Source organism: Streptomyces sp. NRRL F-5727, assembly GCF_000719555.1.
In the GTDB taxonomy this organism is placed as follows: Bacteria; Actinomycetota; Actinomycetes; order Streptomycetales; family Streptomycetaceae; genus Streptomyces.
On sequence record NZ_JOGX01000004.1, the window covers coordinates 125,274 to 148,285 of the forward strand.

Below are 23,012 nucleotides of genomic sequence, written 5' to 3' on the forward strand. Positions count from 1 at the left end.
CCGTCAGGAACCGCTGTTCAGCGTGGTCGTGATGGACTGCGACGCCTTGGCCGCCTCGGTCTTCGCGTCGCGGCCGGTGAGGACGGCGGTCATGTAGTCCTTGATGGGGTTCTTGGCCTCGACGGCCGCCCACTGGGGTGTGTTGGGGGTGGCGTGCCCGTTGGCCGCGCCGACCGCCATGGCCGCGGCGCCGGGGTCGGAGGCGACGGCGGTGGCGAGGGTGGTCCTGTTGGGGACGTAGCTCATCGCCAGGGCGAGCTTCGTCTGCCAGGTGTCGCCGGTCAGCTCCTTGACGAAGGTGTACGCCTCCTCCTGGTGCCGGGCGGCGGCGGGCACGACCAGGTCGGATCCGCCGGTGAAGACGGCGCCGGGCTTGTCCGCGGTCTTGCCGGGGATCGGGAAGAAGCCCAGCTTGCCCTTGAGCGCGGGGTTCTTCTGTGCGATGACGCCGGCGCCGCCGGGGGTGGCGATGACCTGGGCGACCTGCCCCTTGGCGACGACGTCCGCCTGGAGGGGGCGGGACTCGTCGGAGTCCTTGGGGCCCCGGCCGAGGGCCTGGAGCCGCTGGTAGAACGCCATGGCTCTCGCCGCCTCGGGGGTGTCCAGGCCGCCCTTCCATCTGCCGCCCTCCTGGAGGGCGAGGTCGCCGCCCTCGTCCCAGACGAAGCCGGCGAGGGCGTACCAGTTCTGGCCGGGGAGGTAGATGCCCTGCACGCCGTTCTTGTTCAGCTTCTCGGTGGCGGCGAGCCACTGGTCACGTGTCTTGATCTTCGTGGCGTCGATGCCGGCCTGCTGGAAGAGGTCGGTGCGGTAGATGACGACCCGGTTGGCGGCGTAGTACGGGATCCGTACTGCCTGCCCTCCCAGGCGCCGGGCTCGGCGAGTCCCTCCAGCCAGAAGTCGCCGTCGAGGTCGTCGACCTTGCCGGTGAAGTCGGTCAGGCCGCCGCTCTGGGCGTACTGCGCGACCTGGGTGTTGCCCACCTCGATGACGTCGGGGGCGTCGTTGCTGGCCAGGGCGGCGGTGACCTTCTCGCCGATGCCTTCCCACTCCTGGATCTGGATCTTGAGGTCGATCTCCGGGTGGGCCTTCTCGAAGCCGGCCTCGAACTCCTTCTGGAAGGCGTCCGAGACGCTGTCGCGCATCAGCCAGACGTCGAGGACGGTGGGTCCGCCGGCGTCCTGCTCGCCGGGCGAGGAGCAGGCGACGAGTCCGGAGCTCAGCAGCGTGGCGGCGAGCAGGGCAAGGGGGCGGTGCTTCACGGTTCACCTCTGGGGGCCTGGGAACGATGGAACCCCCGAGCTGACCACTTGCCCGCCAGGGGTTTACCAGTTGGCGCGAGATGAAGGTGGCATGGACCAATGAAGCCGTCAACCCCCGTAACGCAGAGGGTTTTTCGGCCAGCATCCGGCCGGAACGGGGGCCATGGCGCCTCGACGCCCTGATCATTGCCACCTGACCAGTTGACCAGTTATGGTTGACCAGCGAACTTCCCGACGACGAACGAGAGCCCCGTATGGAGATCGACGCGGCAGCCTCCGGCGCGATGCTCAAGCGCGAGCGGGTCCGGGACGCGATCCTCGAACTCATCGACGCACGGCGCCCCGGTGACGCGATCCCGTCCGAGCGGACGCTCTGCGCCACGCTCGGCGTCTCGCGCCCCACCCTGCGGGCGGCGGTGGACGAACTGGTCGTCGCGGGCCTGCTGGTCCGCGAGCACGGGCGCGGCATGTTCGTCGCCGCGGAGAAGATCACCCAGGAACTGGTCTCCGACCGGAGCTCCTTCAGCCTGCCGCAGGCCGGCGGGGAGTGGACCAGCCGGCTCCTGGAGTTCAGCACCCTCCCGGCCGGCGCCCGCGTCAGCCGCAAGCTCCGCGTCTCCCCCGCCGCGGAGATCCTCTACGTCGCCCGGCTCCGCCTCGTGGACGGCTCCCCGATGGCCATCGAGCACCTGCACGTACGGGCCGACCTGGTACCCGGCCTGACCAGTGACGAACTCGAACAGGGCGACCTGTACGAGCACCTCCGCGACCGGCACGGCGTCCGGGTCAGCGAGGCCGTCCAGTCCATCGAACCCACCGTCGTCACCCGCGCCGAGGCCGATCTCCTCGACGTGCCGGAACTGTCCCCGGCCCTCCTCTTCGAGCGGCTCACCACCGACGACCGCGGCCGTCCGGTGGAGTACGTGCACTCGCTCTACCGCGGCGACCGCTACCGCATCGTCTCGCGCCTCACCCTCGGCGCCCACGACGAACAGCCGGCGGGAAAGGAGGGACACCACCCGGGCATCCCGCCGGGCGACTTCACCGGCGGCGACCCCGTCCCCTTCTCCACCCGGGGCGTCGTCCAGCAGAACCCGTGAACCGCGCCCCGGCTCAGCCGAACGTCCGCCGGTAGGTCCGCGGGCTGACGCCGGTGGTGCGCTTGAAGCGGTCCCGGAAGGCGGTCGGCGAACCGAAGCCGACCTGACCGCCGATCCGCTCGACGGAGTGCTCCGTGGTCTCCAGGAGGTGCTGCGCCTGCCGGATCCGCGCCCGGTGCAGCCACTGGAGCGGCGTCGTCCCGGTCTGGTCGCGGAAGCGCCGGATCAGCGTCCGCGTGCTGGTCCCGGCCCGCTCCGCGATGTCGGCGAGGCTGAGGTCCCGGGCCATGTTCTCCCGCAGCCAGTCGAGCAGTCCCTCCAGCTCGGAGCCCTGCGGCGTCGGCGTGTGGTCGTGCACGATGAACTGCGCCTGGCCGCCCTCCCGTTCGAGGGGCATCACCGACAGTCTGGCGGCGTCGGCCGCCACCGCGGAGCCGTAGTCACGGCGGATCATGTGCAGGCACAGGTCAAGCCCCGCGGCCGCGCCGGCCGAGGTGAGCAACCGGCCGTTGTCGACGTACAGCACGTCCGGGTCGACGTCGACGTCCGGGTGGAGCGCGGCGAGCAGCCCGGCCGCCTGCCAGTGGGTCGTGACGCGCAGCCCGTCGAGCAGCCCGGTCGCGGCCAGGGGGAACGTCCCCACGCACAGCGAGGCGATCCGCGTGCCGCCGGCGGCGGCCGACCGGAGCGCGTCGCGCACGGCCGGCGAGAGCGGCGCCGTCGGATCGGCGACACCCGGCACGATGACCGTGTCCGCCTCCCGGAGGCCCTCCAGTCCCCAGGGGGCGCGCAGCGTGAAGGCCCCGGCGTCGATCTCGTCGCGCTCCGCGCAGACGCGGACCTGGTAGGCGGGCCGCCCGTCCGGCAGACGGGTCCGCGAGAAGACCTCGATCGGGGTGGACAGGTCGAAGGGGATCACCCGGTCCAGCGCGAGAACGGCGACGGTGTGCATGGCCGGAACCTACCTCGCCGCCGCACTGCCGATCCCTGGCGGATCGAGCGTCACCGCAGTTCAGAGCCGTACCGCCGAGGTTGGCATTTTTCCGTTGATACCTGTCGCCGGTGCCACTGGGCCATCACGCGGCCGGCCGGTTGACTCGGAGGCGTCCCGACGAGGACCCCCTCCCGCCCCCGAAGAAAGTGGAAGTCCGGGCATGACCAAGCTGCTGCTCTCCGTGCACGTCCTGGCCGCCATCGTCGCCGTCGGCCCGGTGACCGTCGCCGCGAGCATGTTCCCCGCGACGCTCCGCCGGGCGCTCGGCGGCTCCCCCGCCGGGGACGCGCTGGTGACCCTGCGGACCCTGCACCGGATCTGCTGCGTCTACGCGTACGTCGGCGTCGCGGTCCCCGTGTTCGGCTTCGCCACCGCCCGCGGCCTCGGCGTCCTCGGGGACACCTGGCTGATCGTCTCGATGCTGCTGACAGCGGCGGCCGCCGGCGTCCTGGGACTGCTCGTCCTGCCCGCCCAGGGGCGCGCCCTGGAGGAGGCGGCGCAGGCGGCCGTCCGGTCGCCCGCCTCCGTCGCACCGGCCCGGCTCGCGATGCTCACGGGCGTCTTCAATCTGCTGTGGGCCACGGTCACCGTCCTGATGATCGTCCGCCCCGGTTCCACGACCGGGGCGTGACCGAGCCCCCGCGGGCGTCCGCCGGCCCGGCTCGGCCGGGGCGGGGCGCTCCGGACGTTTGAGCCGCCCGTGAGGGGTGAGGCGCACAGGTGACGGGGCCGCGACGACATCGACAGCGGAGAGGACTCATCGTGTCGCACGACGGAAAGCTCGAAGGACGTCATGTGCTCGTCCTCACGACGAACTACGGCACCGAGCAGGACGAGTTGCGGAAGCCGGTGGCCGTGCTGCGTGAGAACGGCGCCCGGGTCACGGTCGCCGCGCAGAAGGACGAGCCCGTACGAACCCTGGTGTCCGACCGCCGGCCCGGCGCCGACGTCACCCCGGACACGACGCTCGCGCAAGCGACCGCGGACGGGTACGACGCCGTGGTGGTGCCGGGCGGCACGATCAACGCCGACCACCTGCGGGCCGACTCCGACGCACGGCGCCTCGTCGCGGCCTTCGCCGAGGAGGGCAAACCGGTGGCCGCGATCTGTCACGGGCCGTGGCTCCTCGTCGACAGCGGGCTCGCGAGGGACCGCGAACTGACCTCGTACCCCACCCTCCGTCCCGACCTGGAGAACGCCGGCGGCACCTGGCTGGACCAGGAGGTCGTCGTCGACACCGCCGGAGAACACCCCCTGATCACCTCCCGCAAGCCGGATGACGTCGACGCCTTCGCGGCGGCGCTCGTCCGCTCCCTGGAAGACGACGGAACGGCTGCCGCGTGACGGGGGCGGGGCCACGACGAGAAAGGACGCGCGCCATGCGCAAGAGCGACGTGCAGAAGGGCAAGGGCAAGATCAAGGAGACCGTGGGGAAGGCCACGGGCAACGAGCGGATGGAGGCGGAAGGCAAGGCCGACCGCGCGGAGGGCAAGACGCACGAGGCCGGCGAGAAGGTCCAGAGGGTCGCCGAGAAGGCCCGCGACGCGATGAGGCGACGCGCTTCATGACGTTCACCGGAAGCACCACGACGGCCCGAGGGCGGTGACGAGGACGCAGTCGAAGGGGACCGGATCCCCTCCCCTCCCTCCCCTTGGCCGGCCGGAAGGGTGTCCACGCGGTCGCCGTTCCGCGCGACGGTGTGGACCCTTTCCGTGAGGGGGAACGCGGAAAAGGGGAATGCGGAAAGATCGCCCCGCGTCGAGAATGACGCCGTGCTCCCCTACGTCTACCGCGTCACCATGTACGACCCGGCCGACCGTGACGCTCACGGCCACTACACCGGCCCCGAGGACACGGTCAGCGACCACGGGCCGGTCGAGGCGGCCTACCTCCAGGCGGTCGCCGCCTTCGCCCGGGACAGCGGCGTCGACCGACTCGCCGTGCGCGAACCGGGGATCCCGGCCCTGGCGCACTTCGGCGTCGAGAAGCCGGTCGAGGGCTTCGGCCTGGGCGGACTCCTCCCGTCCGGCCTCGCCGGCTTCCACGACGGGGCGGAAGTGCCGCTCGCCGTCGGGCTCGAGCTGGTGCGGGCCATGCTCAGGGACAACGGCGCGTGGTGCCGCCTGGAGGTCGAGGAGACGTTCGCGGTGCACGTCGGATGGGACCAGTACCTCTACGTCGGCAGCCGCCGCCCCTGCCCGGACGCACTGGCCCTGACCCGCGCGCTCGGCCTCTTCCCGGAGCGCCTGGACGCCTCCCCGTACCGCTTCGAGGACGAGGAACCCGGCATCCAGCGCCCCGGCGACGACGCCTTCTGGGCGGAGCTGCGCCGGGCCGTGGACACCGGCGTCGCCGGGCTCCTGGAGGATACGTACGCGGACGGCGGCACACGCTGGCACCGCCTGAGCGTCCACTCCGCCGACTCCGCCCACTCTGCCGACAGGATCCGTACCGCTCTGGCCCCGAGAGCCCGCCTGGAGGTCTGGCCGCCGCTCTCCCCCGACGTCGAGACGGTCCTGGCCACGCTGCCCGCCGACGCCACGTTCGAATGCGTCTGGCAGGACGCACACGGCGTCCTGCACGGCGTCCTGGCCGACGAGACCGACCTCCCCGAACTCCTCCCGCTGGTCGCGGACGCCACCGCCGCCGCGGTCCTCCCCCTCTCCGTCGACGACCGGGTCCCCCTCTTCACCGCGGTCATGCCCGACCCCGACGGAGTCCTCCGCGCCCGCTGGCGCACCACCCCCACCCCCCTCGACCTGACCTGGTCCCGGCAGCTGACCGACCGAGGCGCGGATCAGAACGGCCGGAGCACCTGATCGGGCTCCTTGGAGGCGGCTGCGGCGAACTCGCCGAAACCCATGGTGCCGAGCGTCACGTTCACGTGCACCGCGTGCACCTGCCCGGGCACGGTGCGGAACTCCCGAGGCTCCGGCGCGTCGAGGAGTTCCTGGTAGTACACGGGATCCAGCCCGCTCTCGTCCTCCCAGATCGTCGACAGGGCCAGGAGCGCCCGCACAGGCGACTCCGTGGTGTGGCGGTCGGCGAGGAAGACGACGCTCAGGTAGTCGTCGTCGTCCACCGCGGCAAGCACCTCGTCGGCGGCCGCTCCCGACCAGGCGGGCTCATCGACGACGCACACACGGGCGGGAAACTCACCGTCCGGCCCCCAGGGCAGACGCAGCTCGCCGAGCACGGCCTGCCACGACTCGTCGTCGCCGAAGTCGGTCCGGATCACGAGGGCGTCGAAGGTGTCGCGTCCGGGCGCGACCTGAGGCAGTACGCGGGCAGAGCCCTCTGGCGTCGTCATACGCCGGACTCTCCCACGCGGCGCTGACAGCCGCGGCGGCGCAGCTCGCCCGGCTGCGGGAGCAGTGAGCGTCCCGTCGGCGCCCGGCGGTCAGTGGTCCGTGTCGTCGATGCGGTAGCCGACCGTCGGGACGGTGGTGATGATCGGCGGGGTGCCGAGTTTGCGGCGGAGGCGGCCGATGGTGACCGCCACCGTGTTGGTGAAGGGGTCGGCGTGTTCGTCCCAGACCTGTTCGAGCAGCGCTTCCGCGCTCAGGAAGCCGGGGCTGGCGCGGAGCAGCGCGGCCAGGGTCTCGAACTCCTTCACGGACAGGTCGAGTCGGCGGCCGTCCCGGGTCACCGTGCGGCGCATCGGGTCGAGTTCGAGGCCGGCGGCGCGCAGCAGGCGGGCCCGCGCGTACGGGCGGCGGTGTGCCAGGGCGCGCACGCGGAGGACGAGTTCGGGGAAGTGGAAGGGTTTGACCAGGTAGTCGTCCGCGCCGAGGGTGAGGCCGTCGACGCGGTCGGCCGGGGAGTCGGCGGCGGTCAGCATCAGGACCATCGGCCGGCCCTCTCCGCCGCTGCGGCTCTCCCGTTCGGTGATCATCCGGCAGAGCGTGTCGCCGTGCAGTCCCGGCAGGTCCCGGTCCAGGACGACGACGTCGTAGACCGCGTGGCCGTTGACGTCGAGCCTGGCCGCCGCGTCCAGCCCGTCGTACGCGAGGTCCACGGCCATGCCCTGGTCGCGCAGGCCCTCGGCGACGAGGTCCGCGAGCGCGCGGGCGTCCTCCACCACGAGCACCCTCACGCCGTCTCCCCCTCCCCGGCCGGTCCGGGCGTCCTGGGCAGGGTGACGGCGACGCGCAGGCCGCCGTCCTCGCGCGGGTGCAGCACCAGCCGTCCGCCGTGCGCCTCGGTGACGGCGGCGACGATGGCGAGGCCGAGGCCGGAGCCGGTCCCGCCCGTCCTGCCGGGTCCGCCGCGACGGAACGGGCGGGTCAGTTCGGCCGCCTGGTCGGTGCTCAGCACCTTGCCCCCGTTCTCCACGACGAGTTCGACGGCCGCGGTGTCGGCCCGGAGGCGGACGAGGACCCACCCGCCGGGCTCGTTGTGGACGACGGCGTTGTCGACGAGGTTCTCGACGAGCCGCCGCAGCAGCGTACGGTTCCCGCGCACGCGCGCCTCCGGGGCCCCGTCGTCCAGCGTCCGCTCGACCGGCTGACGCTGCGCGGCCAGCGCGTCGGCGGCGAGCCGGCCCAGGGGTACGGCCTCCGGGTCGGGGAGCTCGTGCTGGGCGCGGGCGAGCGTGAGGAGCCCGTCGAGGAGGCTGTCGACCTGGTCGAGCTCGGTACGGACGCGCCCGGCGAGGACGCGGGTCTGGTCCGGCAGCGGGCCGGGCTTGGCCAGGGTGACGTCGACCGCGGCGCGCATGGTGGCCAGGGGTGTGCGCAGTTCGTGGGAGGCGTCGGCGACGAACCGCCGCTGGGCGGCGAAGGAGCCCTCCAGGCGGGTGAGCAGTTCGTCGATGGTGTCGCCGAGGTCGCGCAGCTCGTCGTGCGGGCCGCCGACGGCGAGCCGTTCGTGCAGGTTGTCGGCGGAGATCCGGCGGGTCGCGGTGGTCATGGCGCTCAGTGGCCGCAGGACGCGGCCCGCCGCGTACCAGCCGAGGAGCAACGAGAGCGCGCCCATGACGAGCAGGCCGACGGCCGAGCCGAGCAGCAGCTGCCGGGTCTGCCGGTCCTGCGCGGCGGCGAGCTGGTGCTCCAGGGCGGCGATCCGCTCCAGCGCGGCGGCCGGCGCGCCCTCCCAGTCGCTGCCGGGACCGGTGCCGGAGGACTCGGGGCCGGGCGCGGCGTCCAGCGAGCCGCCCGCGAAGGCGGCGACGACGGCGAGCATCACGACGCCGGAGGCCAGGAACAGCCCGGCGTACAGGCTCGTGAACCGCCACCGCACGCTGCGGCGGCGCCGTCCGCGTAGGGGCGGCACTCCTCCGTCCGTCACGCGCGCTCTCCCTCCGTCCGTCACGGGCGGTCTCCCTCCTCCTCCGTCTCCGTCACGGGCGCTCTCCTTCCTCCGCTGTCCGGCGCGTCTGGTTCCTCCGCCGTCCGGCGCGTCTGGTCCGACCCTAGGCGAGCCGGCCTAACAGCGGCATGACAGTGATCGTTCCGCTCGTGTCACGCGGTCGCGCGCAGCATCGGGCCGTGGAGACGAACCGAGCGGAGAGGTGGCCGATGGAGGTCGGGATCGAGGTCGAGGGCCTGCGCAAGCGTTTCGGCGCGACGCGGGCGCTGGACGGGATGAGCTTCGAGGTGCGGCCGGGGCGGGTGACCGGGTTCGTGGGGCCGAACGGGGCGGGCAAGTCGACGACGATGCGGGTGGTGCTGGGCCTCGACACGCCCGACGCGGGCCGCGCGCTGGTCGGCGGACGCCCGTACCGGAGCCTGCCGGAGCCGCTGTGCCGGCTGGGTTCGCTGCTGGACGCCGGGGCGCTGCAGCCGAGCCGTACCGCCCGCGACCACCTGCTGTGGCTGGCCCACACCCAGGGGCTGCCCGCCGACCGGGTGGCCCGGGTGCTGGCCCGGGTGGGGCTGGCGGACGCGGCCCGGCGCCGGGCGGGCGGTTTCTCGCTGGGCATGCGGCAGCGGCTCGGGATCGCGGCGGCGCTGCTCGGCGATCCGCCCGCGCTGATGCTCGACGAGCCGTTCAACGGTCTGGACCCGGAGGGCATCCGGTGGATCCGGGCGCTGCTGTCCTCGCTGGCGGCCGAGGGGCGGGCGGTGCTGGTGTCCAGCCATCTGATGAGCGAACTGGAGGGCGTCGCCGACCATCTGGTCGTCGTCGGCCGGGGGCGGGTCGTCGCCGACACGGGCGTGGCCGAGCTGCTGGCGGGCGTCGCGGCCGGGCGGGTGACCCTGCGGACGTCGGCGCCGGCGGAGGCGGCACGGGCACTGGCGGGCTCCGGGACGGCGGCCGTCCAGACCACCGGGCCGGACACCCTGACCGTCTCCGGTCTGCCGGGCGAGGCGATCGTCGCCCTGCTCACGTGGGCGGGCGTCCCCTTCGCCGAACTCGCCTCGCACCGGGCGACCTTGGAGGAGGCGTACCTCGAACTCACCCGGGACTCCGTGCAGTACCGGGGCACCGACGCCGGGGAGGCGGCCCGATGAGGACGCTGCGCTCCGAGTGGACCAAGTTCCGTACCGTACGCGGCTGGGTGCTCGGCACCGTGGCCGCGGCGGTCGCCGCCGTCCTGTTCCTGCTGGTCGGCACCGTGTCGTCCAGCCGGCACCAGGGCGAGGTCGGCGCACTGCCGGTCGGACCGGGCGGGGTGGCGGTCAACGACAGCTTCTCCTTCCTGCACCGCACACTGACGGGGGACGGTTCCCTGACCGTGCCGGTGACGGCGCTGACGGGCGTGCTCACCGACCCCGCCGGCGGCCCGGACGGCACGCTGCCCGGCGTCACGCCGTGGGCGAAGGCCGGGATCATCGTCAAGTCGGGCCTGCGGCAAGGTTCTTCGTACGCGGCGGTGACCGCGACCGGCGCGCACGGGGTCCGCATGCAGGACGACTTCACGCACGACCGGGCCGGGCATCTCACCGGTGCGCCGTCGCGGGGCGCGCCGCAGTGGCTGCGGCTGGTGCGGGCGGGGACGACGGTGACGGGCTACGACTCCCCGGACGGCGTGACGTGGCGCGCGATCGGCACGGCGGCCGTCGCCGGCGCGTCCGTCGAGGCGGGGCTGTTCGTCACCGCGCCCGCCGCGGTGGACGCCGCGGGCGGGGGCGGCTCCTCGCCGGCCACGGCGACGGGCACGTTCGGGCGGCCCGCGGTCACCGGCTCGTGGCAGGGCCACTGGGCGCACACCCGGGTGGGCGACGGCGCGGGCACCTCCGGCAGCTACGTCCCCGGCACCTCCGCCGGCCATCGGACGAGCGGCGACGGCTTCGTCCTCACGGGCGCCGGCGACATCGCGCCGGTCGTCGGCGGCCCGGCGCTGGGGCCCGCGTTCACCGTGGAGACCTTCCTCCTCGGCACGTTCGTGGGCCTCGTCGTACTCGGCGTGGTGGCCGTGCAGTTCGCCACCGGCGAGTACCGGCGCGGGCTGCTCGGCGTCACCTTCGCGGCGACACCGCGACGCGGCCGGGTGCTGGGTGCGAAGGCCGGGGTCGTCGCGGTGGCCGCCTTCGTGGTGGGTGCCGGGGCGGCCGCCCTGAGCCTGCCGCTCGGCGAGGCACGCGCCGCCTCCGCGCGCTTCACCGTGCTGACCGTCCCGGTGTCGGAGCAGACGCGGGCGGTCCTGGGCACGGGCCTGCTGGTGGCCGCGACCGCGGTGCTCGCGCTGTCGCTGGGCTTCCTGCTGCGCCGCAGCGCGACCGCGCTCACCGCGCTGGTCACCACCACCGTCCTGCCGTACGTGCTGGCCCTCGGCGGCATGCTCCCGAGCGGGCCGGCCGACTGGCTGCTGCGGCTCACCCCGGCGGCCGGTTTCGCCGTGCAGCAGACCCTGCCGCGCCACGACCACGTCCTGTCCGTCTACACCCCGGCCACGGGCTACTTCCCGCTCCCGCCGTGGGGCGGTCTCGCGGTCCTCGCCGCGTGGGCGCTGCTGGCCCTGGGGGCGGCGTTCCTGGTGCTGCGCCGGAGGCCGGTGTGAACGCGCGGACCCTGCGGCGGGCGTGCCGCGCGGAGTGGACGAAGCTGCGGACGGAGACGGGCGTCCGGTGGCTGGTGGTGGCGCTGGTCGTCGTCACGGTGGCCGTCGGCGCGGCGACGTCGAGCACGGTACGGCCGCCGGTCGGCGACCCGGCGCGGACGGCCCTCGGCGGGGTGGCCGCGGGCCAGGCGGTGGCCGCCGTCCTGGGCGTGCTGAGCGCGGGCGGCGAGTACGGCACGCGGATGATCCAGCTGACGCTGGCGGCGGTACCGGACCGGTCGGCGGTCCTGGCCGCCAAGGCCGCGGTGCTGAGCGTGGTCGTCGCGGCGGCGGGCACGGTCGCGGTGGCGGGTTCGCTGGCGGCCGGGAAGGTGCTGTTGCCGGGCGCGCCCGCGCTGACGGACGGGCCGGCGCTGCGGGCGGGCTTCGGCTCGGTGCTGTACCTGGTCCTCGTCGCCCTGCTCGCGCTCGGTGTCACCCTCGCCGTCCGCGACAGCGCGGTCGCCTCGGGCGCGGCCCTGACGCTGCTGTACCTCTTCCCGCTGCTCAGCAAGGTCGTGGCCGACCCCTGGCTCCAGCGCCAGCTGGCCCGGGTGGGACCGATGCCCGCGGGCCTGGCCGTCCAGGCGACGACCGACCTGAGCCGGCTCCCCCTCGGACCGTGGGTGGGGCTCGGCGTGCTGACGCTGTGGGCGGCCGCGGCGGTGCTGGTGGGCGGCGCCGTGCTGCGACGACGGGACGCCTGACGCCGCACGGCAGAGCTGTGGCGTGGGTGCCGTGTCGTGGGTGCCGTGTCGTCCCGGAGGACGGCGACGGGTACGCCGGGCGGTCGATCCCCCGGCCTCGGTGTCGTCCTCCGGAACCACCCGACTCGGACACGGAGGCTGATGGAACGCGGCTACCGGGCCGACACGATGGGCCACATGGGTCCTTCAGTCACCGCGATCGCCGCGAACCACTCTTCTCCACCTCCGCGTTGGGCTGTCTGGTCGGCACATCTGACGACGCTGGTCGTCCTGCCGAGCGGGTTGTGGCGCATCGCCATGGCGCTGGGCCGGCCCGCCGGTTACACCACCGAGGGCTTCCGCCCGTTCCAGACGGCCGAGGCGAAGCTGTCGATGGTGGCGCTCAGTGTGGTCTGCGAGCTGCTGGCCTTCCTGACGATCGGCCTGGTGCGGCCCTGGGGCGACGTCGTGCCCCGCTGGATCCCGCTGATCGGCGGCCGGGTGGTCCGCCCGGCGGCCGCGATCGTCCCGGCGGCGCTCGGCGCCCTGGCCCTGACCTGGCTGTGGTCCGACCTCCCCTGGTGGTGGACCTATCCGCACGACGACATGACCGCCGTCGGCGCCCTCGTCGTCGGCATCCTCTACCAACCTCTCGTCCTGTGGGGCCCGTTGCTCGGCGCGGTGACCTTCTCGTACTACCGCCGCCACCGCCGGGGGCGGCCGATCCCCCCGGCTGAGCGCCACCTGAACGCACCGACGTCCTCCGCGGGCAGGCGACCGGTGCCGTCGGCCGCCGCCGCGGTCAGCGGTTCGGGAAGGATCCGGTCAGGCCGCCGTCGACGACGAGGTCCTGGCCGGTGATGTACGCCGCGTCGGCGGAGGCCAGGAAGGCGACGGCGGCGGCGACATCGGCGGCGCGGCCGATCGTGCCGAGCGGAACCTGCGCGGCGTTCCGGGCGTCCGCCTCGGCGTCGGCGGTCGCGCCGCGGTACATCTCGGTGTCGATGAAGCCGGGGCTGACCGAGTTGACGCGGATCCCGCGCGGGGCCAGGTCGGAGCCGAGGGTGCGGGCCAGGTTGTGGACGGCGGCCTTGGTCGCGGAGTAGACGGAGGCGACCGGCAGGCCGCGGTGAAGGGTCCAGGAGGCGTTGAGGACGATCGCGCCGCCGTCCTTCAACAGCGGCAGCGCCTTCTGGACCGTGAAGAAGACGCCCTTGAGGTTGACGTCCGTCGTGTGGTCGAAGTCGGCCTCCGTGATCTCGGCGCCGGGCTTGAAGACCCCGGTGCCCGCGTTGGCGAAGACGGCGTCAAGGCTCCCCCGCCACGTCTCGACGCGGCGCATCAGGACGTCCAGTCGGGGCAGGTCCGCGACATCGGCGGGCACGGTCAGCAGCCGCTCCCCCGCGGCGAGTTCGGCGGCGGCCTTGCCCAGACGGCCCTCGTCGCGCCCGGTGATGACGACATGGGCGCCTTCGTCGAGCAGGCGGCGTGCCGTGGCGTACCCGATGCCCGAGGTGCCGCCGGTGATCAGAACGGTGTGGTGGGTGAATCGCTCCATGCCGACGATCCTGCGCGGCAGGGCCGGGCCCCGACAGTGCGGGACAAACCTGGGTCTGTCACCACCACCTTCGGACGCGCGGCTACGCCGCCGTCTCCCGCCGCACGCCCGCCGGCCGCTCCTGGGCGGCCGGACCGCCGGTCGAGGTGTGCAGCATGAGGCCGTGCCCGGGCAGCTCCGGGGTTCCCGACGCCCTCCCCGAGAAGCACCTCGAACCGGTCTTCGTCCGCGACCGCCACGCTCGACAGGTTGGGTGACGTGCGCCGGGCGGCACACCGAGGCGGCCCCGCCGCACGAGGAAGGGGGTCACCGCCTGCGCCCCGGCGCGCGAACTGCCCGTCCAGGCTCAGCTCACGGACTCCGCGTCGCCGTAGCGCACTTCGGCGGTGTCCCAGTCGACGCCGAGGTCCTGCGTGAACTTCTTCGCCAGCGGCAGCTCCGCGAGCGGGGCGATGAGGGCGAGGCGTCCGTCGAGTGTGACGGAGCCGCCGCCGAGCTCGTCCCGGGCCTGCGGGTTCGCGAGGAGCGCGTCGTGGAGGCGGGCGGCGGTGACGCCGGGCGCCTCGATCTCCACGGCGTCGGTCTCCGGGGAGGTACGCGGCAGGCAGCGGAACGTCAGCACGGCCTCCTGGCGGTACTCCGGTCCACGTCGGCACCCGCGCGCCTGACCCGCCCCGCCCCAGCCGATCCGCCCGGCGCCACCCGAACCGCCCGGCCCACCCGATCCGCCCCGGGACCGCGCTTGCGCGAAGGGGCACCGCTTCCTGCCCCCGGCGGCCGGGGCCGGGCCTGGACGGGGCACGGGGCGGTGGAGAGGCTGGGGATACGGGGGCCGGCCGCGCTCCCGCGGAGGACGTCTTCGGGGACCGTTCGGGGAGCTGGGGAGCAGACGATGAGCGTGTACGACCACGATCACGACCATGAGCACGACCACGAGCTCCACCAGGAGCACGCCCCCGAGCAGGCGGGGGACGACCGGCTCCGTGACGACCGGGCCCAGGACGGCGGCCCCGGCGCGGCACGGCTCTTCGAGGCCGCGGCCACCGGGCGTACCGACGTCGTGGGCGCGTCCGGGCTCGGGGCGCTCCAGCGGGCGGTGGGCAACGGGGCCGTCGGGGCGATGGTCCAGCGCAGCCGGAGTGCGGCGCCGGAGGACGGGGCCGCCGCCGAGGAGGGCGCGCGTTCGCCGGTGCACGACGTGCTGGCCTCGGGCGGCGGGCAGCCGCTCGACTCCGCGACACGCGGCGACATGGAGGCCCGGATGGGCGCCGACTTCTCCGACGTACGCATCCACACCGACGCCGCCGCGGACGCCTCCGCCAAGGGGATCGGGGCGCACGCGTACACGGTCGGCAACAACGTGGTGTTCCAGCGGGAGGCGTACGATCCGGCGTCTCCGCAGGGGCGGACGACGCTGGCGCACGAGCTGACCCATGTGATCCAGCAGCGCAGCGGCCCGGTGGAGGGGACGGAGGCGCCCGGCGGGATCCGGGTGAGCGACCCCTCGGACCGCTTCGAGCGGGAGGCGGTGTCCAACGCCGAGCGGGTCATGGCCGAGCCGGCGGCCCCGTCCGGGCCCGCCCCGGCCCCGGCGACCGCGCCCGCCCCCTCGGTACAACGGTCGGCGACGGAGGACGAGGACGAGCAACCGGCGGATGTCCAGGGCTCGTTCGTGCAGCGGGCGGCGGAGGGCGGGGCCGAGGAGGAGGAAGAGGCCCCGCCCGCGTAGGCCACGTCGGCGGGGCCCCTGTCCTCGCGGTCCCGGCCCTCGGTGCGCTGAGGGCGAGGGGGCTCGACGGACCTCAGGGCTTGGTGGTCTGCATCGTGCCGCCGAGGAAGAGGGACTCGGCGCAGCGGCTCGGGGCCGGGGCGTTGACCGGGCGGCCGACCTTGCGGCAGGTGACGGTCATGGTGACCTGGCCGCCCGCGGGCACCAGGATCGGGGTGACGAAGTGGTAGTCGGAGTCGCGGAAGTTCTCCAGCGCGAGGCTGAGGACCCGGGAGCCCTCGCCGACCGTGACGACGACCGTGCCCGCGTCGCCCTGCGGGTTCTGGACCACGATGTCGGTGAGCCGGAACGCCTGCCCGTCCGGCACGCTCAGCGCCGTACCGCTGCTCGATCCGCCGCCGACACCGTCCCTGACCTGTACCTGGGCACTGGTCGGCACGGCCGGCGGGAGCGTCTTCGCGCTGGGCTTGGGCTTGGGCTTCGGCTTGGCCGTGGGCTTCGGGGCGGGCTTGGAACTGGGGTTGGGGGGCGCGATGGGCGTGGGCGTGGCGGTCGGGGTCGGCGTGGCGCCGCCGACGCCGCCCGACTGGCCGCCGGGATCGCCGGTGCCGGTGGTCGCGGAGGCGATGACCTCGGGCGTGATCGCCTCGCGGGCCGCCGACTTGACGGCCGGCCGCAGCAGCCCGTACCAGAAGCCGGCCAGGACCAGGGCGAGGACGAGCGCGAGGGCGAGGGCGCGGGGCAGCCAGCGTGGCAGGAGGGCGTCCTGCTGGTAGGTGCCGTCGAGGACGACCGGCGGTGCGGCGGGTTCCTCGCCCTCGGGCGCGGGCGGCGCGACGACGGCCTGGAAGGTGTGGACGACCGGGGTGCCGCGCCACAGGCGCCTGCCGGGTTTGACGCGCAGTTCGGAGAAGGCCGCGCGGCCGGGCTCGATGGTCAACTCGGCCTGGGTGAAGGAGATCCGGGCGTGGTCCGTGCCCGAGCGGGCGGCGAGCCCGACGGTGAGAGGGGCGTTGCCCCGGTTGTCGACGGCGACCTTGTGGGCGCCGCGCCGCACGCCGTGCGAGCCGCGGGGCACCAGTTCGGCGGTGACCTCGGTGAAGGGCGCGACGGTCACCTTGCCCTCGGGCACCACGGGCTCGGAATGGTCGCTCGTGGGCACGACGCGCACCCCGAAGGGCGTCTCGCCGGCGGGTACGGAGGGGTCGCGGGGCGGCCGGAAGGTGACGGAGACGGTGTCCGCGCTGCCGGGGTAGAGGGAGAGCGTCGCCGGTTCCACCGTCGTCCAGGCGGCACAGGCGCCGGCCACCTCGAAGCGGTACTCCTCCACGGTGGAGCCGGAGTTGCGCACCTGAAGCGGGAGGATCGTCTCTTCGCCCGGTACGGCGGTGACGGACGATGCGTCGAGGCTGGCCGTAAGACTCATGGGCGCACCGTAGGATCCTCGCTCCTCCACAGCATCGTCAGAGGAGGAACACTTTCGGGCAGATTCCGTGCCCGAAGCAACGATCCAGTTTTCATGACGGGCAGTCAGGGCATTTCCAGACGGCCGAACTACCAGAGAAACTGGCGTTGTTGACGTTACTGGCGGTCCAGGGGGTCCATCAGTCATCCGCGTCGGCCGCCGCTCGCCCGGGGGGAGCCAGACCATGGAACGTACGGCTGTGGCATTGCGCGCGCAGGACCCGATCTCGCAGGCGGGGGTGACGAGTCAGTTACGGACCCGGCCCGAGATCACGGTGACGGAATGGAGCGAGACGGCCGACCCCGCGCCCGAGGTCGTCGTGCTCGTGGTGGACACCGTGGACGAGGACGTCCTGCGGCTGCTGCGGCACATCAACCGCACCAGTACCGCCCGTCCGGTCCTCGTGACGACGGACATCGACGAACAGAAGCTGGTCAGCGCGGCGGAGTGCGGGGTCGCCGGGGTGATCCGGCGCGCGGAGGCGACGCCGGAGCATCTGGTCCATGTCATCGGCACGGTCGCCAAGGGCGCCGGCCATCTCCCGTCCGACCTGGTCGGACGCCTCCTGGAGGAGGTCGGCCGCCTCCAGGGGCAGGTCCTCGGCCCGCGCGGCCTGCACTTCACGGGGCTCGCGGCGCGCGAGGTGGATGTTCTGCGCCTGGTCGCGGAGGGGTACGACACGGCGGACATCGCCGCCAAGCTGTCGTACTCCGAGCGCACGATCAAGAACGTGCTGCACGCGGTCATCACCCGGCTGCAGCTGCGCAACCGGTCGCACGCGGTGGCGTACGCGATGCGGCAGGGGCTGATCTGAGGCGGGGCGCCCCCTGCTGGTCCGGCTGCCCGTAGAGGCAGAACTTCCTTCCCCTGACCGTGACTTGAGGCGCGCTGACACCACCGGGCGGGTCCGGCATCCTCGGGGCCGTCGAGCGACGCGAGGCCGAGGGGGTTGTGCCGTGCGCTGGTTCCAGTCGTCCGGGCGTACGGGGCCGACGGCGCCCCGCCGGTCCGGCCGTCGCACGTCCGCCCGGGCCGCGCTCGCCCTGCTGCTGCTCGCCGGGGCCGTACCGGCGTCGACGTCGGCGCTGGCGGTGCCCGTGCCGGTCGAGCCGGTGACTCCGGCGAGCGTCGCCCAGGCGCTGGATCCCGGTGCGTCGCTCGCCGTGGACAAGCGGGTGCGGACGCCGGTGGTGCCGCCGATGCCGGAGGTGGTGCTGCTGGTGGACGGGACGTTCAGCATGGAGCCCGTCATCAGGGACGTACGTGACGGGCTGTCGAGCATCATCCAGAAGGTGCGGTCCAGCCAGCCCGACGCACGGTTCGCGGTGACGACCTTCGGTGACCAGCAGGTCGATCCGGGTGCCGGATTCGACGTCACGGCCGAACTCACCCAGGACGACGCCACGTTGCGCAGAGGGGTCGACGCGCTCGGCATCAGCCGGGGCAACGGCAGCATGGGCCCGTCGGAGGACTGGATCAACGGCCTGTGGCAGATCGCGAACGGGGCCGGCGGCCGCACCGTCTTCCGGGAGAACTCCAGCCCGGTGGTCGTCCTCGTCAGCGACGCCTCCAGCCACAACCCGAGCAACGGGCACACCATCGAGGACACGATCTTCGCCCTCCAGGACAAGAACGCCCGCGTCCTCGGCATCGACGTCGACACCCCCGTCGGGGACGGCCTCGACGGCACCGGCTACGCGGGCATACCTGGCCAGATCGAGAACCCGCGCACCACTCCCGGGCAGGCCACCCGCATCATCGGGGCGACCGGCGGCCGCAAGCTCAGCGGCATCGACCCCGACCGGGTCGCCGAGGCGATCGTCGAGGGCCTCGGCAACCTGCCCACCCGGGTCGGCCACCGCCTGGACGCCTGCGACCCCGGGCTCACGGTGACCCTCGACCCGCCCACCCGCGACGTGGTCAGCGGCGAGACCGCCGCCTTCGCCGAGACGATCACGGTGGCCCCCGACGCGCCCCAGGGCGCCACCCTCACGTGCACCGTGGAGTTCCTGCTCGGCACCCAGGCCCCGGACACCGCGTCGATCGGGGCGGCCGCCGCCGACCCGGCCTACGAACAGCAGATCTCGATCACCGTCAACGACGTGACCGCGCCGGTCGTCACCGTCGACGACCGCACCGTCCGCGCCGGCGGTCTCGGCGGCACGCCGATCGACTACACGGCGACGGCCGTCGACGCCAACGACGGTCCACTGACACCCACGTGCACCCCCGCCTCCGGCTTCGTCTTCCCCGTGGGCACCACCACCGTGACCTGCACGGCCACCGACAGGGCCGGCAACACCGCGTCCGACACGGCCGTCTTCCGCGTCCTGCCCCGTCCGTCGCCGCCCACCGGGAACCCGCCGCCACCGGAGACTCCCCCGTCCGCGGACCTGGCCGTGTCGCTGTCCGTCGCCCCCGCGCGCGCGTACACGGGCCGGGCGGTGGTCGCCCGGTACACACTCACCAACGCCGGGCCGGACACGGCACAGCACGTCACCCTCGACGCGGGCTGGCCCACCGGAGCGGGCCGCGGCCTCACCCGTACCGACCGCTGCACGACCGCCGCGCCCTGCACCGTCCCGCCCGGCGGCCGGGTGGTGGTCACCCAGACGGCCACCTACCGGGAGGCGGTGTCCGGCACCGTCCGGGCGACGGCCGGCGGCCGCCTGCACGACCCCGAGCCCGGGGACAACACGGCGACGGCACCGCTCCGGGTCCTCCAGCCCCGCCTGGAGGTGACCCCGCAGGTCGTCAGGCCCGGCGAGCCCGTGACCGTACGCGGCACGGACTTCCCGCCCGGTGAGCGCGTACGGCTGGTCTGGTCGACGGGTCTGACCGCCGACACCGCCCCGCTGACGGTGGGCCGCGACGGCCGCTTCGAGGCGCAGGTCCTCGTGCTGCGCAAGGACCGGATCGGCCCGCGCACGCTGCGCGCGGAGGTCGCCCGCCTGGAGCGCCTGGAAGAGCCCGTACTCGTCGTCCCACACGCGCTCCAGCCACCGGACTTCGCGGGCCGAGGGTGAGGGGGCGGACCCGGTGATCCACGAGGTCGACGACGTCCTGCGCGCCCTCATCCGGGCGGAGGTCCTGGAGGGCGGGCAGGTGGCGGTGGTCTTCGACGCGCCCACACGCGAGTGGGCGGCGAAGGTCAACGCGCCGATGGTGAACCTGTACCTGTACGACATCCGCGAGGACATGCGGCGCCGGGAGCGCGGCCTGCACAACGAGTACGACGAGCGGGGCGTGGTCGTCGCGCGCCGGCGCCCGCCGCGCTACTTCAAACTGTCGTACCTGATCACGGCGTGGACGAAACGCCCGGAGGACGAACACCGCCTCCTCTCCTCGCTCTTGGCGTGCCTGCTGCGGTACGACGCGCTCCCGCCGGCCCGGCTCACGGGCACCCTCGCGGAACTCGGCGCGGCCGTCCCGCTGTCGATCGCCCTGCCGCCGCCCGAGGACCGGTCCTTCGCGGACGTGTGGAGCGCGCTGGGCGGCGAGCTGAAGCCGTCGCTGGACCTGGTGGTGAGCGTGCCGGTGACGGCGTCGCCGCGGTACGTGGCGGGCCCGCCGGTCGGCGAGGAGGGCCTGGAGGTCCGCTTCGGCGACAGGCTCGACTCATGACGGAAGAACTCCTCGCCGGGGCAAAGGAGATGGAGCTCCGCATCCGCCGCGCGGTGGAGGCGCGGCGGGCGGTGGACCCGGATCCGGACGACGCCTTCCGCGGCCTGTACCTGACGGAGGAGGCGGTGGAGCGCCTGCTGGAGGCGCCGCGAGCCTTCCCGCCGCCGGAACCGCTGACGCCGGCGTCGTCCTCGTCCCGGCTGTGGTCGCTGGCGCGGGACTTCGGCCTCTCCGCCCTGGACGTGGACATCCTGCTGATCGCGCTGCTGCCGGACCTGGACGACCGCTTCGAGTCCTTCTACGGCTACCTCAACGACGACGTGACCCGGCGCCGCCCCTCGGCCGGCCTGGCCCTGGGCCTGTGCGGCATGCCGCACGCCGACCGCGACGCGAGGGCGAGGCTGGGCGAACGGGCCCCGCTCCGCGCGGGCGGCCTGCTCCTGGTCGAGGACCGGGACCGCCCCTTCCTGGGCCGAGCGCTCCGCGTCCCGGACCGGGTGACGGCGTACCTGCTGGGCGACGACACCCCGGACCCCCGCCTGGCCGACGTACGAGCCCCCTGGGAGGCGGTACGAGGCGTGGCCGACCCGAAGGCGCTGGCCCGCTTCCTGTCATCGTCGGGGGCCACCGCCCTGATCTACCTCCAGGAGGACCAGGGCGGCGCGGGTACGGCCCTGGCGGCGTCGGCACTGGAGGCGGCGGGCCGCACCGTCCTCGGCCTGGACCTGTCCCGCCTGGCGGAGGACCCCGCCCCGCCGGAGGCGATCCGCTGCCTCGTCCGCGAGGCCCGCCTGACGGGCGCCGGCCTGGTGTGCGCACCGGTCGACGCGGTGGCCCGGGAGCGGCCGGGCCTGCTGCGCGCGCTGACGGAACTCCCGGTCCCGGTGACCCTGGTAGGCCGCCTCCCCTGGGACGCGGCCTGGTCGACGGCACCCCCGCTGCTGGTCCGCGCACCGAGGCTGGGCCCGGAGGCGAGGGCGGAGCTGTGGCGCGAGACGGCGGGCGAGGACGTTCCCCTGCCGGTGGAGGACATCCTGGCCCCCTTCCTCCTGACCCCGGAGCAGACCGTCCGCGCGGCGAGGGCGGCGACCCAGAAGGCGGGCCTGGAGGCCACGAAGCTCACCGCGGACCACATCCGCCAAGGCGCCCGAGCCCAGAACGCGGCGGGTCTGGACCGGCTGGCCCGCCGCATAGAACCCACCGTCACCTGGCGGGACCTGGTCCTCCCCCCGGACACGGAAACCCAACTCCGCGAACTGACCGCCCGAGCCCGCCACCGCGACCACGTCCTGGGCACATGGTCGATGCGCCCGGGCGGCGGCAGGGGCCGGGGAGTAGCAGCCCTGTTCGCCGGCGACTCGGGCACGGGCAAGACGATGTCGGCGGAGGTCATAGCGGCAGACCTGGGCCTGGACCTCTACACAGTCGACCTGGCAACGGTGATCGACAAGTACGTAGGCGAAACGGAAAAGAACCTGGAACGCATCTTCACGGAAGCGGCAGGCGTCAACGGCGTCCTCCTCTTCGACGAGGCGGACGCCGTCTTCGGCAAACGCTCGGACGTGAAGGACGCCCACGACCGCTACGCGAACGTGGAGTCCGCCTACCTCCTCCAGCGCATGGAGTCCTTCGACGGCCTGGCCATCCTGGCCACCAACCTCCGCGCGAACCTGGACGACGCCTTCACCCGCCGCCTGGACCTCATCATCGACTTCCCCGTCCCCGACGCCCCCCAACGCCTCTTGCTGTGGGACCGCACCCTGGGCCCCCACCTCCCCCGAGCCACGGACCTGGACCTCGACTTCTGCGCAAACGCCTTCGAACTCTCAGGCGGCAACATCCGCTCGATAGCGGTAACGGCGGCGTACCTCGCGGCGGAGTCGGGCGGCCCCTTGACCATGGGGATGCTGATCCACGCGGTACAGAGGGAGTACCAGAAACTGGGCCGGCTGACCCTGGCCTCGGAGTTCGGGCCCTACGCTGAATTGCTGAGCTTCTTCAACGTTGACGTTGCCAGGTGACAATGGCTGCGACAATTGGGGGTCAGGTAGCCAGGACAGTAACGCACCCTGGGACAAGACTTCGGCCTCGCGATGCTTCGTTCGACCGGTGCTCGTGCCGCCCACAAGGGCCGGTGGGTCGTGGGGCGTTCGCAGGTTTGGGGGATGCAGTCGCTCTGGGCCGCAATCACGTCATGTCGACAGCCGGGCAGCGAGGGCGAGATCCGCAGCAACTCCCCGGGGTCGGCGACACCTGAACGGTCACACCGTAACGACGACGCCCGGGAGAAGCCGGCCACGCCGGCACGTTCACACTCGGCGAAGAGCCTCGATCAGATCGTAATCGCGGTCGGTGTGCACGCACGAAGCACAGCAGCCCGGGGCCCTGCGAGACAGCACTCGACGACGACCGCGGTACAGGCGGGGCGGTACCGACGAATGTGCCGATGCCGGCGGCTGTGCCCACGAGGGCACTCGGATGGGTCGGGAGCCTGCGGTGGCGGCCACTCTCGATGAGCTTGGCAACCCACTCAGCCCGGGCGGGCGGCTGGTTGAATGCGGCAGCTTTAGGAACCAAAAAGGCCGTGCATCGAAAAGTTGCGACGCCGGT

Annotated in this window: 21 protein-coding genes and 1 pseudogene; 14 read left to right on the top strand and 8 right to left on the bottom strand. The window is 73.6% G+C overall.

From position 1 onward, the window contains the following. Nucleotides 1-3 precede the first annotated feature (3 nt). Nucleotides 4-1,262: pseudogene (locus tag IF73_RS37420) on the bottom strand (extracellular solute-binding protein). A 254-nt stretch (nt 1,263-1,516) separates the two neighbouring features. Here IF73_RS37420 and IF73_RS0104305 point away from each other — a divergent pair. After that, nucleotides 1,517-2,362 (top strand): GntR family transcriptional regulator, encoded by an 846-nt coding sequence (locus IF73_RS0104305; protein WP_031003555.1) that lies wholly within the window; start codon nt 1,517-1,519, stop codon nt 2,360-2,362. 13 nt (nt 2,363-2,375) lie between these two features. Here the strand turns inward: IF73_RS0104305 and IF73_RS0104310 are convergent, their stop codons facing one another. Continuing rightward, nucleotides 2,376-3,314, bottom strand: coding sequence for a GlxA family transcriptional regulator (locus IF73_RS0104310; RefSeq protein ID WP_031003557.1), 939 nt, complete (start codon nt 3,312-3,314; stop codon nt 2,376-2,378). Nucleotides 3,315-3,516: 202 nt separating this feature from the next. Here IF73_RS0104310 and IF73_RS0104315 point away from each other — a divergent pair, with 202 nt between their 5' ends. The 4 genes from IF73_RS0104315 to IF73_RS0104330 all read left to right on the top strand — a co-directional run bounded on the left by IF73_RS0104315 (nt 3,517) and on the right by IF73_RS0104330 (nt 6,175). Next, entirely contained in the window at nt 3,517-3,987 is a 471-nt protein-coding gene (locus tag IF73_RS0104315) for a DUF2269 family protein (protein WP_031003559.1), read from the top strand. A 131-nt stretch (nt 3,988-4,118) separates the two neighbouring features. Continuing rightward, nucleotides 4,119-4,700: a type 1 glutamine amidotransferase domain-containing protein gene (locus IF73_RS0104320; RefSeq protein ID WP_051716519.1), complete on the top strand. Its 582-nt coding sequence runs from the start codon at nt 4,119-4,121 to the stop codon at nt 4,698-4,700. 35 nt (nt 4,701-4,735) lie between these two features. Further along, nucleotides 4,736-4,924 (top strand): CsbD family protein, encoded by a 189-nt coding sequence (locus tag IF73_RS0104325; RefSeq protein WP_031003563.1) that lies wholly within the window; start codon nt 4,736-4,738, stop codon nt 4,922-4,924. A gap of 204 nt (nt 4,925-5,128) precedes the next feature. After that, entirely contained in the window at nt 5,129-6,175 is a 1,047-nt protein-coding gene (locus IF73_RS0104330; RefSeq protein ID WP_234338149.1) for an RNA-binding protein, read from the top strand. Here IF73_RS0104330 and IF73_RS0104335 read toward each other — a convergent pair. The 3 genes from IF73_RS0104335 to IF73_RS0104345 form a co-directional block, all read right to left on the bottom strand. After that, nucleotides 6,154-6,666: a DUF6924 domain-containing protein gene (locus IF73_RS0104335; RefSeq protein WP_031003565.1), complete on the bottom strand. Its 513-nt coding sequence runs from the start codon at nt 6,664-6,666 to the stop codon at nt 6,154-6,156. The genes IF73_RS0104330 and IF73_RS0104335 overlap by 22 nt on opposite strands. A 90-nt stretch (nt 6,667-6,756) precedes the next feature. Next, nucleotides 6,757-7,452: a response regulator transcription factor gene (locus IF73_RS0104340; RefSeq protein ID WP_031003566.1), complete on the bottom strand. Its 696-nt coding sequence runs from the start codon at nt 7,450-7,452 to the stop codon at nt 6,757-6,759. Then, entirely contained in the window at nt 7,449-8,645 is a 1,197-nt protein-coding gene (locus tag IF73_RS0104345; protein ID WP_234338150.1) for a sensor histidine kinase, read from the bottom strand. Before IF73_RS0104345 ends, IF73_RS0104340 begins: the two co-directional genes overlap by 4 nt. A 230-nt stretch (nt 8,646-8,875) precedes the next feature. Here IF73_RS0104345 and IF73_RS0104350 point away from each other — a divergent pair, with 230 nt between their 5' ends. The 4 genes from IF73_RS0104350 (at nt 8,876) to IF73_RS0104365 (ending at nt 12,887) form a co-directional block, all read left to right on the top strand. Further along, on the top strand, nt 8,876-9,811 hold the full coding sequence (locus tag IF73_RS0104350; RefSeq protein ID WP_031003568.1) for an ATP-binding cassette domain-containing protein: 936 nt from the start codon (nt 8,876-8,878) through the stop codon (nt 9,809-9,811). Next, complete coding sequence (locus IF73_RS0104355; RefSeq protein WP_031003570.1) at nt 9,808-11,301, top strand: hypothetical protein; 1,494 nt, start codon at nt 9,808-9,810, stop codon at nt 11,299-11,301. The genes IF73_RS0104350 and IF73_RS0104355 overlap by 4 nt, the downstream gene beginning before the upstream one ends. Next, nucleotides 11,298-12,047 carry an ABC transporter permease gene (locus tag IF73_RS0104360; protein WP_234338151.1) on the top strand — a complete coding sequence of 250 codons (750 nt, stop codon included), beginning with the start codon at nt 11,298-11,300 and terminating at the stop codon, nt 12,045-12,047. Before IF73_RS0104355 ends, IF73_RS0104360 begins: the two co-directional genes overlap by 4 nt. Nucleotides 12,048-12,224: 177 nt before the next feature. Next, nucleotides 12,225-12,887 (top strand): hypothetical protein, encoded by a 663-nt coding sequence (locus IF73_RS0104365; protein WP_234338152.1) that lies wholly within the window; start codon nt 12,225-12,227, stop codon nt 12,885-12,887. Here the strand turns inward: IF73_RS0104365 and IF73_RS0104370 are convergent. Together IF73_RS0104370 and IF73_RS0104375 are read right to left on the bottom strand one after the other, a co-directional pair. Then, the gene (locus IF73_RS0104370; RefSeq protein WP_031003576.1) at nt 12,829-13,584 is read right to left on the bottom strand and encodes an SDR family NAD(P)-dependent oxidoreductase; all 756 of its coding nucleotides are present in this window, start codon (nt 13,582-13,584) and stop codon (nt 12,829-12,831) included. The genes IF73_RS0104365 and IF73_RS0104370 overlap by 59 nt on opposite strands. Nucleotides 13,585-13,930: 346 nt before the next feature. Further along, nucleotides 13,931-14,206, bottom strand: a complete 276-nt coding sequence (locus tag IF73_RS0104375; protein WP_234338153.1) for a hypothetical protein — start codon at nt 14,204-14,206, stop codon at nt 13,931-13,933. 270 nt (nt 14,207-14,476) lie between these two features. Between IF73_RS0104375 and IF73_RS0104380 the strand changes: the two genes are divergently transcribed. Beyond that, nucleotides 14,477-15,313, top strand: coding sequence for a DUF4157 domain-containing protein (locus IF73_RS0104380; RefSeq protein ID WP_031003581.1), 837 nt, complete (start codon nt 14,477-14,479; stop codon nt 15,311-15,313). Nucleotides 15,314-15,386: 73 nt separating this feature from the next. Here IF73_RS0104380 and IF73_RS0104385 read toward each other — a convergent pair whose 3' ends face one another. Then, nucleotides 15,387-16,739 (bottom strand): hypothetical protein, encoded by a 1,353-nt coding sequence (locus IF73_RS0104385; protein ID WP_031003583.1) that lies wholly within the window; start codon nt 16,737-16,739, stop codon nt 15,387-15,389. A gap of 223 nt (nt 16,740-16,962) precedes the next feature. Here IF73_RS0104385 and IF73_RS0104390 point away from each other — a divergent pair, with 223 nt between their 5' ends. The 4 genes from IF73_RS0104390 (at nt 16,963) to IF73_RS0104405 (ending at nt 22,423) form a co-directional block, all read left to right on the top strand. Continuing rightward, nucleotides 16,963-17,592, top strand: a complete 630-nt coding sequence (locus IF73_RS0104390) for a helix-turn-helix transcriptional regulator (RefSeq protein WP_030758266.1) — start codon at nt 16,963-16,965, stop codon at nt 17,590-17,592. 142 nt (nt 17,593-17,734) lie between these two features. Then, complete coding sequence (locus IF73_RS0104395; protein ID WP_031003585.1) at nt 17,735-19,804, top strand: HYR domain-containing protein; 2,070 nt, start codon at nt 17,735-17,737, stop codon at nt 19,802-19,804. 13 nt (nt 19,805-19,817) lie between these two features. After that, nucleotides 19,818-20,402, top strand: coding sequence for a DUF4255 domain-containing protein (locus IF73_RS0104400; protein WP_031003587.1), 585 nt, complete (start codon nt 19,818-19,820; stop codon nt 20,400-20,402). Next, nucleotides 20,399-22,423, top strand: a complete 2,025-nt coding sequence (locus IF73_RS0104405; protein ID WP_031003589.1) for an ATP-binding protein — start codon at nt 20,399-20,401, stop codon at nt 22,421-22,423. The genes IF73_RS0104400 and IF73_RS0104405 overlap by 4 nt, the downstream gene beginning before the upstream one ends. Nucleotides 22,424-23,012: the final 589 nt, after the last annotated feature.